The organism is uncultured Methylophaga sp., from assembly GCF_947259025.1.
GTDB lineage: Bacteria > Pseudomonadota > Gammaproteobacteria > Nitrosococcales > Methylophagaceae > Methylophaga.
This window is the reverse complement of sequence record NZ_CAMYKO010000001.1, coordinates 136,640-149,391: the sequence shown is the minus strand read 5'-3', so window position 1 is coordinate 149,391 and position 12,752 is coordinate 136,640. Positions and strand designations below refer to the sequence as shown.

Here is a 12,752-nt window from a genome sequence, read left to right as displayed (position 1 = left end):
CTAGATGGTCGGGTACAGATCGTAGCGGGTATTTTTGCTCTCGATACTGGCAGCGGGCTTTTGTTCACCAACATACCCAGCGCCTTTGGGACGCTTTACCACCACCCGCTTGAGCGCTTTTTGCCTGGCCACCGCGAGTAATGCCGCACTGTTGGTATCGGCCCCCACCAGTTGATGCAGCAACTGCATGTCTTTTTTCACCAAAGCCGACTTTTCCCGTGATGGATACATGGGGTCCAGATAAATGACATCAGCTGTGGTAGTTGTTTGCTGCAGGTAATCAACCGCATCGGTTTGCTCAAGCCTCATGCGCTCAGCAATATCGACAATCTCGGCCGTCGCTTGGGCTCGTTTCAAGGCATCAGCCAGCAGCAGGCTCATTACTGGGTTCTGCTCCAGCATGGTGACTTCACAGCCCAGGCTGGCGAGTACAAAGGCATCGCGGCCGAAACCGGCGGTCGCATCAATCACTCTGGGTGATTGGCCCTGCTTGAGGCCAATCGCCTTGGCCAGCGGCTGACCACGGCCGCCACCGAAGCGACGCCGGTGCGCGTATTTGCCACTGGCAAAGTCAATTTCAAAGGTTTTGCCGAGACCGGGAATATTCAGACTGAGGCTACCACCGAGGCGTAACTGGGCCAGCGAGTCATCAGTAGTTTTAATGGGAATGGCCAGTTGCCGGGACAGGCGCCGGGCTTCAGCCAGCGCCTGTTCATCCAGCACTGCAATGGAGTCGAGCAAGTCAGTCAAGTTCGCTGATAAAGCGGCCGAAGGCGCGACTGCCCTTGGCGGCTTGAATCACCTGCAGCGTTTTCTCGGTGGCAGCATCAATGACTGAAACGGTGCCATTACCCCAGTTGGCCACATATATCCGGCTTCCATCTTTGGTGGTGTCCACGCCCTCGGGGGTGTCTTCCACCGCAATGGTGCTGGTGACTTTGTTGCTGGCCACATCGATCACAGACAGCGAGCTGTCATCCTGATTGGTGACATAGAGCTTTTTGCCGTGGGGACTGACGGCCGCACAATAAGGCCATTCGCCGACCGGAATGGTGGTCACTACCTCTGCTTCCCGGGTATCGATCACAGTGACATCACCGCTTTGCACATTGACGCTGTAGAGAAACTGACCGTCAGGGGTGAGGGCCAGACCGAAGGGAGCTTCACCGGTTTCAACACTGCGTACCACCTGATGACTTTCCAGGTCGATAAACGCCACCGCATTATCATCACGGTTGGCCACATAAAGCCGTTGACGCGCTTCATCCAGCACCATGCCAGCCGGTGACTGACCGACGCTGATGCGTTGACTGATTTCACCGGACTCAGGGTTGATGATACTGATATTGTTGTCATACCAGTCGGCGACATAGACTTCGCTGCCTTGCTGATTGGCCACAATGCCCACCGGACCCGGACCGGCTTTGATTTCTTTGGTCTGCTCCAGCGTCTCCAGGTCAATGACCGATACCGTCTGGCTGTCAGGGTTAGTGACAAAAGCCATCCTGGCCGAGGGGCTGAGCGCAATACCTGCCGGGCTCTCACCCACCGGGATTTGCTTGATCACCTGGTTGCTGGTGGTATCAATCACGCTGACATTATTCGCCAGTTGATTGGTGATAAAGGCATATTGCTTGTCATCACCAAAACAGCCACTGAGAACCGAGGCGCTGATAACAAAAAAGGCGACCCGAAACAGGGTCGCCTTTTTGATTGATTGAACCAATGCTGAAAGCATTATTTTTCCAGAATGGCTTTCAGATTGTTCAGGCCGGAAGTGTAAACACCGGTGATGGCATCCACTGCGTCCTGGTCGCTTTGACCTTCAGGCACTGGTGGGTTGGCCATGAATGAACGGTAGAATTTACCTTTCCACATCACTTCTGAGCCACCGTCTTTGGCTTTCACTGACAGCCATGATTTGTAGTTGGTCACAGGCAGGGTGTAATAAGGTGTTTCCTGGCTGTTGAATTCGATGGTTTTAACAACGCTCATTTCTTCGATCTTATAGATCATCATCATTTTTTCGTCGTTGAGCTTATCCAACTCTTCAGTGATGGTTGGGTTGCCTTCCGCTTTCAGGGTCAAAACACGCATGTTATCGCCTTTCAGTTCGGTGCTGGCAACAGCCGGGTGCCAGTTGTGAAGACCACTGAAATCACCGACCATTTCCCAGACTTTTTCCGGGCTGGCATTGATGAAAACGGTTTCCTTGACTTGCTGACGGGTCGGGCCGTGAGCGGTGGCCAGCATAGGGACAACCATCATGGCCAGAGCAAAGAACTGTAACAACTTCTTCATTATATCTCTCCGATTTATTATGAATGTGTTAGGGACATTAGCACAGGAAGTCTGAACGGAATATGAACAAACTCCAAGGTGAATTATTCCCGTTCACCAGAAACTGGAGTGCACACTCTAGCGGATAAGGTCGCGTTTTTCCATACGGAGATTTGACTTAGTTTGGCTTATTCACCAAAATTAACGGCCTTTAATTGATGACTAAATAGATGCTGGAGAAACCCGTGCCACTGATAAAGATCAGGGACTTGCACTTTTATCGTGGTAACCGTGCCATTTTTGAAGGCGTGAACATTGATATTCAGCGCGGCAAAGTCACGGCTATCATGGGCCCGAGTGGTACCGGCAAGACCACCTTGCTGAAACTGATTGGTGGTCAGCTGCGTCCAGACAAAGGCACTATCGAGGTGGATGGTCAGGACGTACACAAGCTGTCCCGTTCCGAACTTTACGAGTTGCGTAAACGAATGGGCATGCTGTTCCAGAGCGGTGCCCTGCTGACTGACATCAACGTTTACGACAATGTCGCCTTCCCGTTAAGAGAACATACCGACCTGCCGGAAACGCTGATTCGTGATCTGGTGCTGATGAAGCTGCAGGCAGTTGGGCTGCGAAATGCCCGCAACCTGCATCCCAGCGAATTATCCGGCGGTATGGCGCGACGCGTCGCACTGGCCCGGGCAATGGCACTGGAGCCGATGATGATCATGTATGACGAGCCATTTACCGGTCAGGATCCGATTTCCATGGGCACGCTGGTGAATCTGATTCATCGTATCAACGATGCCATGGGCCTGAGCAGTATCGTGGTCTCTCATGATGTCAGTGAAACCGCCGAGATTGCCGACTACATCTATTTACTATCTGGCGGTAAGGTCATTGAACAGGGCTCACCGGTGCAGCTCAAGCGTTCAGGCTCCCAGTGGGTTCAGCAGTTTATGCAGGGGCTGCCTGATGGTCCGGTACCTTTCCACTACGCCGGTCCGGAATTCGCCGATGACTTACTCAAGCCCGAGGAATATGCATGATTAACCTGATTCGGAGCCTGGGACGCTGGGGCCTGAGTGCCTTCGAGCGACTGGGGCGTGGTCATATTTTCCTGATGCACATGCTGGCCGGTATTCCCGGTCTGTTCCTGCGCTTTTCGCTGGTGGTTCAACAGTTATTTTCGGTCGGTGTGTTATCACTGTTGATTATTCTGATCTCCGGTCTGTTCGTAGGCATGGTGCTGGGCCTGCAGGGGTATAATACGCTGGTTGATTTCGGCGCCGAAGAATCTTTGGGCGTGCTGGTCTCCTTGTCACTGGTACGTGAGTTGGGACCGGTGGTCAGCGCGCTGTTATTTGCCGGTCGGGCCGGTTCGGCGCTGACCGCAGAAATCGGTCTTATGAAAAGTACCGAGCAACTGTCTGGCATGGAAATGATGGCTGTGGATCCTATTCGCCGTATTATTGCGCCACGCTTTCTTGCCGGCCTGATTTCCATGCCTATCCTGGCCGCGATTTTCAGTGCTGTGGGCATCATCGGGGCATTCCTCGTGGGGCATGGTTTGCTGGGCGTGGATGATGGGGCCTTCTGGTCACAGATGCAGGCTAAAACAGATTTTTACGATGACATTATGAATGGTGTTATCAAAAGTGTGGTCTTCGGTTTTGTTGTGACCTGGATCGCTTTGTTTGAAGGTTACGATGCCACACCGACCTCTGAAGGGGTTGGCAGAGCAACGACGCGCACAGTGGTGCACTCCGCGTTTGCTATCCTGGGGCTGGACTTTGTGCTGACTGCGTTGATGTTTGGAGATGAATAAAAATGATGCAGAATAAGAGTACCGAAATTATCGTCGGGATGTTTGTTGCCGTGGGCATTGCCGCGCTTTTCATGCTTGCCATGAAAGTCAGCAATCTGGGCGAATACGCCGATGAGGCCGGTTACCAGGTCACTGCGGAATTTCAGAATATTGGTGGGCTCAAGGTTCGGGCGCCGGTAACTATGGCCGGTGTGCGTGTCGGTCGCGTTGCGGATATCAGTCTCGATCCGACAAGCTACAATGCTGAAGTCACTATCGATATGTATTCCCAGTACGATAATATCCCGCTGGATACCGCTGCCAGTATCTACACTGCCGGCCTTCTGGGTGAACAATACATCGGTCTCGAAGCCGGGGCCGAGGAAGAATTTTTACAGAGTGGTGATGTCATATACCTCACCCAACCTGCCCTGGTACTGGAGCAGGTAATCGGACAGTTCCTCTACAGCAAAGCAGAAGGTGAGTAATCATGACCATGCTCGTTAAAACAATGCAGTCAATCATGCTGGCTTTGTCAGTCATGATGATGAGTTTCAGCCCGGCCGGTGCCGAGGAAATGCCAGCACCACAGGCTCAGGTCAAGCAGGCTTCTGACAAAATGCTGGCCGCGCTGGCAGAAAACAAGACAGAACTGGAAACCAACCCCGATAAAATCTACGAGTTGGTGGAAGATATTCTGATGCCACATTTCGACTTTGAGAAAATGTCGAAACTGGCGCTGGGTAAAAACTGGCGCAGTGCTGATGACAAGCAGCAGGCACGTTTTGTAGATGAGTTCAGACTGCTGCTGATCCGTACCTACTCAACCGCAATGCTGGAATATACTGATGAAGAAATCCGCTTTCTGCCGTTTCGTGACGATCTGAGTCGCAAACGTGTCAGTGTGCCGATGGAAGTGGTACAGCCTGCCGGTCCGTCGATTCCGATGTCTCTGTCTCTGTATCAGAACAAAGGTGGCGACTGGAAAGTCTATGACGTCAAAATTGACGGTATTAGCCTGGTTACCAACTACCGTTCCAGTTTTGCCAATGAGATCCGCAAAGGCGGCATGGATAAACTGATTGAAGATTTGTCTGAACGCAATGCCAAAATCAAAGCATGAGCGATTTATTCAACATACAGTTTGATGCCGACAATCAGCGCTACCTTGTCAGTGGTGAATTGACTCTGGATAGTGCTTCGGCTGTGCTGGCCGAGTCCGAGCCGCTGTTTGATAAAGCGCCGCAGCTTGATATTGACCTGGCACAGGTCAGCCGCGCCGACAGCGCGGGTCTTGCTTTGCTCATCACATGGATGCGGCAGGCAAAGCAGTCAGATAAAACCATCAGTTTTACGCATCTGCCGGCACAAATGCTGGCGATTGCCAAAGCCAGTGGTCTGGATGCCATTTTACCTTTGAAATAGCCAACCCCAATTGACGACAAATTATGAAAGCTTCTGAAATAAAAGCAATTATTGAGGCCGGTCTGCCCGATGCAGATGTTGAAGTCAACGGCGATGATGGCCAGCATTTCGATGCTGTGGTTGTCAGTCCGTCATTCAACGGCAAAAGCCTGATTGAACAGCACAAAATGGTCAAAGCGACGCTGGGTGACCGATTCACCAGCGGCGAATTACATGCGCTCGGCCTGAAAACCGCTGCGCCTAAATAAGCCAACAGGCGCAGACAAACAACATGGATAAATTGATCATCAACGGCGGTGTCGCGCTTGACGGCGAAATTCGTATCTCCGGTGCTAAAAACGCAGCCTTGCCCATCCTGATGGGCGCTTTGCTGGCCGATTCGCCGGTACGTATCGGTAATGTGCCGCATCTGCACGATATTACCACCACGCTGGAACTGCTGGGACGAATGGGCGTGACCCTGATCGTTGATGAGCGTTCCGGTGTAGTGATTGACCCCAGCACCCTCACCGATACCGAAGCCGCCTATGATCTGGTCAAGACCATGCGGGCCTCAATCCTGGTATTGGGACCTCTATTAGCGAAATACGGCAAAGCGGACGTGTCTCTGCCTGGTGGTTGTGCCATTGGTTCGCGGCCAGTCGACCTGCACCTTCACGGGCTGGAGCAAATGGGCGCCGAGATTCGTGTTGAAAATGGCTATATCCGTGCCACCAGCGGCAAGGGACTCAAAGGTGCGCATATCTTTATGGATCAGGTCACCGTGACCGGCACCGAAAACCTGATGATGGCGGCCACCCTGGCTGAGGGCACCACCGTAATTGAAAATGCGGCGCGGGAGCCTGAAGTCGTTGATCTGGCTCATTACCTGAATAAAATGGGCGCCAAGATCGAAGGCATCGGTACGGCCACACTGACCATTGAAGGCGTGAAATCGCTCAGCGGTACTGACTACAAGATTCTGCCTGATCGTATCGAAACCGGCACCTATCTGGTGGCGGCAGCCCTGACCCGTGGTCGGGTCAAACTCAAAGACACGGATGCTAATCAACTGGAATCGGTACTGCTCAAACTGGAAGAGGCGGGGGCTTATATTGATGTCGGTGATGATTGGATTTCACTGGATATGAAAGGCAACCGGCCCAAAGCGGTCAATGTGCGCACAGCCCCTTACCCGGCATTTCCGACCGATATGCAGGCCCAGTTTACGGCGCTGAACAGCATCGCTGAAGGCCAGGCGACCATAGTCGAAACCGTGTTCGAGAACCGCTTTATGCATGTGCAGGAAATGCAGCGTATGGGCGCTGACCTGCAAATTGAAGGCAACACTGTGGTTTGCAAGGGCAGGGAAATGCTGACTTCTGCACCGGTGATGGCCACCGATCTGCGCGCCTCTGCCAGTCTGGTGCTGGCAGCGCTGGTAGCCGAGGGCGATACCGAAGTGGAACGCATTTACCATATCGACCGCGGATATGAATGTATTGAAGAGAAACTACAACAACTGGGTGCCCGTATTCGTCGCGTGCCCAGCGCGAGGAGAGCATCTTAGTCTATGTCTGATTCACTGACGCTGGCACTGTCAAAGGGGCGGATTTTCAAGGAGACTCTTCCTCTGCTGAAAGCGGCAGGGATTGAACCGCTGGATGACCCTGAAACCAGTCGCAAGCTGATCCTCGATACCAATCAGCCGGATGTCAAACTGATTATCGTGCGCGCTTCCGATGTACCGACCTATGTCGAATATGGTGGTGCCGATATCGGTGTGGCCGGCAAAGACGTGCTGATGGAGCATCCGCATGCCGAGCTTTATGAGCCTGTGGATCTGCAGATTGCCTGTTGCAAACTGATGACGGCCGGTAAACCTGATGTCCCGCCCAGCAATGGTCGGTTGAAGGTGGCGACCAAGTTTGTTGAGAGTACCCGTCGCTTTTATGCTGAAAAAGGTGAGCAGGTGGAAATCATCAAGCTTTACGGTTCGATGGAACTGGCACCGCTGGTAGGGCTGGCCGATCGCATTGTGGATGTGGTCGATACCGGCAACACCCTGCGAGCCAACGGCCTGGTGCCGATGGAGCATATTGCCGATATCAGCTCGCGGCTGGTGGTTAATAAAGCCTCGATGAAAATGAAGCACAAGCGGATCCAGACATTTATCGAGCAGATCCGCGATGCAGTTAGAGAAAAAGATAATGGTTGATATTAAACAGTTAGACGCGACGCAAGCGGACTTCTGGCCGCAGTTGGAAACGCTGCTGGACTGGGAAGGCGTCTCTGACGATAAGGTCACGACAATCGTCCGTGAAATCCTGGAAGCAGTGAAAACCCGAGGCGATGCGGCAGTGATTGAATACAGCCGTCGTTTTGATCGGGTTCAGGCAGGGACGATGGCCGATCTGGAAATTTCCATGGATCGTGCTAAAGCTGCCCTGGACAAGATTCCTCAGCCACAGCGCGAAGCACTGGAAGCAGCCGCTGAACGGGTCAGACAATACCATGAGCATCAAAAACAGGATTCTTGGCACTACACCGAAGCAGACGGCACGGTGCTCGGGCAGCAGGTCAAACCGTTAGATCGTGCCGGGCTCTATGTCCCTGGTGGCAAGGCCGCTTATCCCTCATCAGTATTGATGAATGCAATTCCGGCCAAAGTTGCTGGTGTGGGTGAGCTGATTATGGTGGTGCCGACACCGGACGATGAAGTCAATGAACTGGTGCTGGCGGCCGCGGCGGTCGCGGGTGTTGACCGGATTTTTGCGATTGGTGGTGCCCAGGCGGTAGCCGCACTGGCTTATGGCACTGAAACCATTCCCCAGGTCGATAAGATTGTGGGGCCGGGTAACATCTTTGTTGCCACCGCCAAAGGGATGGTGTTCGGCACAGTCGGCATTGATATGATTGCCGGCCCATCTGAAATTCTGGTGATTTGTGATGGCAAGACCGATCCAGACTGGATTGCCATGGATCTGTTCTCACAGGCCGAGCATGACGAAGATGCCCAGTCGATATTGATCTCTCAGGATGCGGAATTTCTGCAACAGGTGAAGGCATCAATCGATAAGCTGTTGCCAACCATGGAACGTAAAGACATTATCACCACGTCGCTGAGTAACCGGGCTGCCATGATCCAGGTTGATGATCTGGATAAAGCGGTGGAAGTCGCTAACTTTATCGCTGCCGAACACCTCGAGTTGTCGGTCGATGAGCCGATGGCCATGGCTGAAAAGATCCGCCACGCCGGTGCGATTTTCCTGGGGCGCCACACCCCTGAGGCACTGGGTGATTATTGTGCCGGGCCTAACCACGTGTTGCCAACTTCACGCACCGCGCGTTTCAGCTCGCCACTGGGCGTTTATGACTTCCAGAAACGTTCAAGCCTGATCCAGGTTTCAGAGCAGGGCGCCCAGGAATTGGGCAAAGTGGCCTCAGTGCTGGCCCGCGGTGAGAGTCTGACCGCTCACGCCCGCAGTGCAGAATATCGACTGAAGGATTAATCATGAGCCGCTACTGGAGCGACTTTGTTCATAATCTGCAGCCCTATGTGCCCGGTGAACAGCCCAAGATGGCGAACCTGGTCAAGCTCAACACCAACGAGAATCCTTATGGGCCCTCGCCAAAAGTGCTGGAGGCCATACAACTGGGCGTCAGTGACCGGTTGAGACTGTATCCGGACCCCGGCTCACAGGAACTGAAACAGTCGATCGCGGATTACTACAAGGTCAATACCGCCAACGTGTTTATCGGTAATGGCTCGGATGAGGTGCTGGGACATATATTTCATGCTCTGTTCCAGCATGAACCGCCTTTGCTGTTCCCGGATATCACCTATAGCTTTTATCCGGTTTACTGCCAGCTGTATAAAATCGATTACCAGACAATTCCGCTGACGACTGATTTTCAGATTGATATCAATGATTATCTGCGTGATAACGGCGGTATTATTTTCCCCAACCCCAATGCGCCCACTGGTTGCCTGCTGGGGCTGGACGAGATAGAAAAGCTGCTGCAGGAGAATACTGATTCTGTGGTGGTGATCGATGAAGCCTATGTGGACTTCGGGGGGGAGAGCGCTATTCCCCTGACTCAGAAGTATCCCAACCTGTTGGTGACCCAAACTCTCTCCAAGTCACGCTCGCTGGCTGGTATGCGTATCGGCTTTGCGATTGGTCATTCTGACTTAATCGAGGCGCTGGTGCGTATCAAGGATAGCTTCAATTCCTACCCGCTGGACAGCCTGGCGCAGGCGGCCGGGGTGGCGGCTATCCGTGATCGGGTGTATTTCAAAAAGACCTGTGACCTAGTTATTGAAAGTCGTGATGAATTGGTTAAAGGCCTGGAAGAGCTGGGTTTTGAGGTATTGCCTTCTGCAACCAATTTTGTGTTTACCCGCCATCCTGACTATGACGCTGCCGAACTGGCTGCAGGCTTGCGAAAAGATGGCGTGATCGTGCGCCATTTCCAGAAACGCCGTATTGATCAGTTCTTGCGCATTACCATCGGCACGCCAGCTGAGAATCAGCTACTGCTGTCCTTGCTTGATACTCTGGTCTAGCGCTGCGCGCTGCTGCCACGTAACTGTCGCAAGCGCTCCAAATCCTGGCGATATTGCTCGCTCAGTTCTTCAATCTCAGCGCGGTATTGAGCGATAGCATCACGGCTCACGGTGATTTCCTGTTGTGCAGCGTCCAGCCTTTTCTGCATATTTTTGGTGATTTGGCCGCCGCTTAACTCTTTTTTAGCGGCTTGTTGCTGCACGTGCTCCAGTCTTTGCTGCAGTTTGGGTAACTTATCATTCAGTAAGCGGATCTGCTCCTGACGATAGTTGATGTCCTTGTCACGGGCGGCCATCAGATCCGCCTCGGTGGGGTAGGTGGTCAGCAGCGTGCGGTCATAACGGCGCTGTTTTTCGCGCTGCATCTGCGCTTGCTTTTCGGCTTCAGCCTGCTGTCGCTGGCGTTCTTTTTCTTCAGCTTCACGGGCTTTCATTTCAGCGATTTCCGCTTCGGTGGGTGCCGGTGGTACCCGCTCAATCAGCCGCATAGTGTTGCCGTCCAGAATATCGTAGCCTTGCTGAGCGGCTTCTGGTGGCAGGCTGCGGCTCAGTGTTTTCACGCCATCCTCGTTTTCAAAACGATACAGGTTGCCGGCTATGACCGAGACACTGAGCAGGACAAGCGGCAGGCAGAAGATGCTGCGAAAAAGGATTTTACGTATCATCATGGGCTTTATTCTAAAGTGGCCTCGCGAAAAGTTGAACCTGCTTGAGCAATTTATCCTGTTTCTGGTGTCATTGGTAGCCAATACATTTTCCGCCTTTAGTGGTGGTGGTGCCGGTTTGCTGCAGTTTCCGGTATTGATTTTCCTTGGCCTGAGTTTTGGCGTGGCCCTGGCTACTCATAAGGTCGCCAGTGTAGCGCTGGGACTGGGCGCGGTTTTGCGCTATTTGCGCAGCAGCAGTCTGGAGCGGCAGTTTGTATTGCTGATGCTGATGGCGGGGGTGCCGGGCGTGGTGCTGGGTGGCAGCCTGATCCTGCAGGTGCCGGATCGCTGGGCTGAAATCGCTTTGGGTCTGCTCACCGGCGGCCTAGGCGTTTATTCAATGATGAAATCGGAGCTGGGGCAACATTATGCCCCGGTACATCGCGATCGGCGCGGTTATGTTCTGGGCGGCCTGATGCTGTTCTTCCTGGGCTTTCTCAATGGCTCATTGACGTCGGGTACGGGCCTGTTCGTGACTATCTGGCTGGTAATGTGGTTTGGCATGGATTACCAGCGCGCTGTCGCCTATACCCTGATTATGGTGGGCCTGTTCTGGAATGGCTCGGGTGCGGTCACGCTTGGCCTGCTTGGCGATATCCGCTGGGACTGGCTGCCGGCTTTACTGCTCGGCTCGTTATTGGGCGGTTACTTGGGCTCGCATCTCGCCATCCGTCATGGCAACCGCTGGATCAAACGCGTCTTTGAAATCGTGACCTTGCTGGTGTCCGTCAAGCTGATCCTGGGTTAAACCCCGTACTGATCGCGGTAGGCCTCAACGGCAGGCAGGTGTTCACCCAGTTCCGGGCTGTCCTGGAGAAAGCCCAGCAAATCATTGAGTGAGATGATGTTGAGGACTGGGATATCGTGTTCGGCCTTTACTTCCTGGATGGCTGACAATTCGCCCTGTCCGCGTTCCTGTCGATCCAGCGCAATAATAACGCCAGCAGGTTCTGCGCCGGCGGCGCGGATGATCTCTACCGATTCGCGCACTGAAGTGCCGGCGGAAATCACATCATCGATAATCAGCACTTTACCCTTGAGCTCAGCGCCGACCAGTTGGCCGCCTTCACCATGATCTTTGACTTCTTTGCGATTGAACACATAGGGCATATCCCGATCATGCTGGTCTGCGAGCGCGACAACGGTGGTCGAAGCGAGTGGAATGCCTTTATAAGCCGGGCCAAACAAGACATCAAAGTCGAGGCCGGATTCAGCGATAGTGCGGGCATAAAAACGACCCAGTTTGGCCAGGCTGGCACCACTGTTGAACAGGCCGCTGTTAAAAAAGTAGGGACTCTGACGGCCGGACTTGAGGGTGAAGCTGCCAAATTTCAGTACCCCGGTGTCGAGGGCAAATTCAATAAACTCGCGTTGATAATCTTTCATGGTCTGTTTTGTTGTTGTACCAGGTAAACGGCGATCTGACCGAACAGGTTAGGCAGCAGGCGTATACCCAGGCTGTCTTTGTGTTCGTGGTTGACGATGCTGTGATTGAGCACATCCAGATGATGCGAGTCGCACAGGCGCTCGAAATCCTGAATAGTGCACAGGTGAATGTTGGGGGTTTCATACCAGGCCGCCGGCAGGGTTTTAGAGACCGGCATGCGGCCACCTAATGCCAGTTGAAAGCGGCATTGCCAGTGACCGAAATTGGGAAAGCCGATAATGCCTTTTTTGCCTACACGTACGATTTCTCGCAACAGAAAGTCGGGCTGTTTCAGGGCCTGCAGTGTTTGTGACAGGATCACAAAATCAAAACTCTGATCGGCAAACTGTGACAGGCCTTCATCCAGATCGGCCTGAATAACGTTAATACCGGCTTTGATGCAATCAGCAATCTTGCTGTTATCGATTTCCAGGCCGTAGCCGGTAATGCGACGCTGTTGCAGATGGTTGAGCAAAGCGCCATTGCCACAGCCGAGATCGAGCACACTGGCACCATCCGGAATCCAGTCACTGATGATCTGCTGATCGATACGCAGGT

Annotated in this window: 17 protein-coding genes; 11 read left to right on the top strand and 6 right to left on the bottom strand. The window is 53.2% G+C overall.

Translation table 11 applies throughout. The features are described from left to right. From Q0X64_RS00745 to Q0X64_RS00735, 3 genes are read right to left on the bottom strand one after another with little or no spacing between them, the layout of a single operon-like run. A complete protein-coding gene (locus Q0X64_RS00745) occupies positions 1 to 750 on the bottom strand; it encodes a class I SAM-dependent methyltransferase (protein ID WP_297807674.1) in 750 nt (249 codons plus the stop codon). Next, on the bottom strand, positions 743 to 1,738 hold the full coding sequence (locus Q0X64_RS00740) for a cytochrome D1 domain-containing protein (RefSeq protein ID WP_297807672.1): 996 nt from the start codon (positions 1,736 to 1,738) through the stop codon (positions 743 to 745). Before Q0X64_RS00740 ends, Q0X64_RS00745 begins: the two co-directional genes overlap by 8 nt. Then, the gene (locus Q0X64_RS00735; RefSeq protein WP_297807669.1) at positions 1,738 to 2,301 is read right to left on the bottom strand and encodes an SRPBCC family protein; all 564 of its coding nucleotides are present in this window, start codon (positions 2,299 to 2,301) and stop codon (positions 1,738 to 1,740) included. Before Q0X64_RS00735 ends, Q0X64_RS00740 begins: the two co-directional genes overlap by 1 nt. A 209-nt stretch (positions 2,302 to 2,510) precedes the next feature. Between Q0X64_RS00735 and Q0X64_RS00730 the strand changes: the two genes are divergently transcribed. From Q0X64_RS00730 to hisC, 10 genes are read left to right on the top strand one after another with little or no spacing between them, the layout of a single operon-like run. Continuing rightward, entirely contained in the window at positions 2,511 to 3,329 is an 819-nt protein-coding gene (locus tag Q0X64_RS00730; RefSeq protein ID WP_297807666.1) for an ABC transporter ATP-binding protein, read from the top strand. After that, positions 3,326 to 4,108 carry a lipid asymmetry maintenance ABC transporter permease subunit MlaE gene (mlaE, locus tag Q0X64_RS00725; protein WP_297807664.1) on the top strand — a complete coding sequence of 261 codons (783 nt, stop codon included), beginning with the start codon at positions 3,326 to 3,328 and terminating at the stop codon, positions 4,106 to 4,108. The genes Q0X64_RS00730 and mlaE overlap by 4 nt, the downstream gene beginning before the upstream one ends. A gap of 2 nt (positions 4,109 to 4,110) precedes the next feature. Then, entirely contained in the window at positions 4,111 to 4,575 is a 465-nt protein-coding gene (gene mlaD / locus Q0X64_RS00720) for an outer membrane lipid asymmetry maintenance protein MlaD (protein ID WP_297807662.1), read from the top strand. A 2-nt stretch (positions 4,576 to 4,577) separates the two neighbouring features. After that, positions 4,578 to 5,210 carry a phospholipid-binding protein MlaC gene (locus tag Q0X64_RS00715; protein ID WP_297807659.1) on the top strand — a complete coding sequence of 211 codons (633 nt, stop codon included), beginning with the start codon at positions 4,578 to 4,580 and terminating at the stop codon, positions 5,208 to 5,210. Continuing rightward, positions 5,207 to 5,512, top strand: a complete 306-nt coding sequence (locus tag Q0X64_RS00710; protein ID WP_297807657.1) for an STAS domain-containing protein — start codon at positions 5,207 to 5,209, stop codon at positions 5,510 to 5,512. Before Q0X64_RS00715 ends, Q0X64_RS00710 begins: the two co-directional genes overlap by 4 nt. Positions 5,513 to 5,535: 23 nt before the next feature. Beyond that, positions 5,536 to 5,760 carry a BolA/IbaG family iron-sulfur metabolism protein gene (locus Q0X64_RS00705; protein ID WP_297807654.1) on the top strand — a complete coding sequence of 75 codons (225 nt, stop codon included), beginning with the start codon at positions 5,536 to 5,538 and terminating at the stop codon, positions 5,758 to 5,760. A gap of 23 nt (positions 5,761 to 5,783) precedes the next feature. Then, positions 5,784 to 7,061, top strand: coding sequence for a UDP-N-acetylglucosamine 1-carboxyvinyltransferase (murA, locus tag Q0X64_RS00700; RefSeq protein WP_297807652.1), 1,278 nt, complete (start codon positions 5,784 to 5,786; stop codon positions 7,059 to 7,061). Positions 7,062 to 7,064: 3 nt separating this feature from the next. After that, positions 7,065 to 7,709, top strand: coding sequence for an ATP phosphoribosyltransferase (gene hisG / locus Q0X64_RS00695; protein ID WP_297807649.1), 645 nt, complete (start codon positions 7,065 to 7,067; stop codon positions 7,707 to 7,709). Further along, the gene (gene hisD / locus Q0X64_RS00690; protein WP_297807646.1) at positions 7,702 to 9,003 is read left to right on the top strand and encodes a histidinol dehydrogenase; all 1,302 of its coding nucleotides are present in this window, start codon (positions 7,702 to 7,704) and stop codon (positions 9,001 to 9,003) included. The genes hisG and hisD overlap by 8 nt, the downstream gene beginning before the upstream one ends. A gap of 2 nt (positions 9,004 to 9,005) precedes the next feature. Beyond that, positions 9,006 to 10,061 carry a histidinol-phosphate transaminase gene (gene hisC, locus Q0X64_RS00685; protein WP_297807643.1) on the top strand — a complete coding sequence of 352 codons (1,056 nt, stop codon included), beginning with the start codon at positions 9,006 to 9,008 and terminating at the stop codon, positions 10,059 to 10,061. Here hisC and Q0X64_RS00680 read toward each other — a convergent pair. Continuing rightward, on the bottom strand, positions 10,058 to 10,729 hold the full coding sequence (locus Q0X64_RS00680) for a DUF4124 domain-containing protein (protein WP_297807640.1): 672 nt from the start codon (positions 10,727 to 10,729) through the stop codon (positions 10,058 to 10,060). The two genes, hisC and Q0X64_RS00680, sit on opposite strands and share 4 nt — an antisense overlap. On the opposite strand from Q0X64_RS00680, the gene Q0X64_RS00675 reads away from it, so the two are divergent. Beyond that, positions 10,728 to 11,516: a sulfite exporter TauE/SafE family protein gene (locus Q0X64_RS00675; RefSeq protein ID WP_297807637.1), complete on the top strand. Its 789-nt coding sequence runs from the start codon at positions 10,728 to 10,730 to the stop codon at positions 11,514 to 11,516. The genes Q0X64_RS00680 and Q0X64_RS00675 overlap by 2 nt on opposite strands. Here Q0X64_RS00675 and pyrE read toward each other — a convergent pair. Both pyrE and metW read right to left on the bottom strand, forming a co-directional pair. After that, positions 11,513 to 12,154: an orotate phosphoribosyltransferase gene (gene pyrE, locus Q0X64_RS00670; protein WP_297807634.1), complete on the bottom strand. Its 642-nt coding sequence runs from the start codon at positions 12,152 to 12,154 to the stop codon at positions 11,513 to 11,515. The genes Q0X64_RS00675 and pyrE overlap by 4 nt on opposite strands. After that, a complete protein-coding gene (gene metW, locus Q0X64_RS00665) occupies positions 12,151 to 12,750 on the bottom strand; it encodes a methionine biosynthesis protein MetW (protein ID WP_297807880.1) in 600 nt (199 codons plus the stop codon). The genes pyrE and metW overlap by 4 nt, the downstream gene beginning before the upstream one ends. Between the last annotated feature and the right edge of the window lie 2 nt (positions 12,751 to 12,752).

Bases quoted from the DNA above. Each gene is read 5' to 3' on its own strand.
- Q0X64_RS00740 (WP_297807672.1), bottom strand. From the start codon at position 1,738: ATGCTTTCAGCATTGGTTCAATCAATCAAAAAGGCGACCCTGTTTCGG.
- Q0X64_RS00735 (WP_297807669.1), bottom strand. From the start codon at position 2,301: ATGAAGAAGTTGTTACAGTTCTTTGCTCTGGCCATGATGGTTGTCCCT.
- Q0X64_RS00730 (WP_297807666.1), top strand. From the start codon at position 2,511: ATGCTGGAGAAACCCGTGCCACTGATAAAGATCAGGGACTTGCACTTT.
- mlaE (WP_297807664.1), top strand. From the start codon at position 3,326: ATGATTAACCTGATTCGGAGCCTGGGACGCTGGGGCCTGAGTGCCTTC.
- mlaD (WP_297807662.1), top strand. From the start codon at position 4,111: ATGATGCAGAATAAGAGTACCGAAATTATCGTCGGGATGTTTGTTGCC.
- Q0X64_RS00715 (WP_297807659.1), top strand. From the start codon at position 4,578: ATGACCATGCTCGTTAAAACAATGCAGTCAATCATGCTGGCTTTGTCA.
- Q0X64_RS00710 (WP_297807657.1), top strand. From the start codon at position 5,207: ATGAGCGATTTATTCAACATACAGTTTGATGCCGACAATCAGCGCTAC.
- Q0X64_RS00705 (WP_297807654.1), top strand. From the start codon at position 5,536: ATGAAAGCTTCTGAAATAAAAGCAATTATTGAGGCCGGTCTGCCCGAT.
- murA (WP_297807652.1), top strand. From the start codon at position 5,784: ATGGATAAATTGATCATCAACGGCGGTGTCGCGCTTGACGGCGAAATT.
- hisG (WP_297807649.1), top strand. From the start codon at position 7,065: ATGTCTGATTCACTGACGCTGGCACTGTCAAAGGGGCGGATTTTCAAG.
- hisD (WP_297807646.1), top strand. From the start codon at position 7,702: ATGGTTGATATTAAACAGTTAGACGCGACGCAAGCGGACTTCTGGCCG.
- hisC (WP_297807643.1), top strand. From the start codon at position 9,006: ATGAGCCGCTACTGGAGCGACTTTGTTCATAATCTGCAGCCCTATGTG.
- Q0X64_RS00675 (WP_297807637.1), top strand. From the start codon at position 10,728: ATGGGCTTTATTCTAAAGTGGCCTCGCGAAAAGTTGAACCTGCTTGAG.
- Q0X64_RS00680 (WP_297807640.1), bottom strand. From the start codon at position 10,729: ATGATGATACGTAAAATCCTTTTTCGCAGCATCTTCTGCCTGCCGCTT.
- pyrE (WP_297807634.1), bottom strand. From the start codon at position 12,154: ATGAAAGATTATCAACGCGAGTTTATTGAATTTGCCCTCGACACCGGG.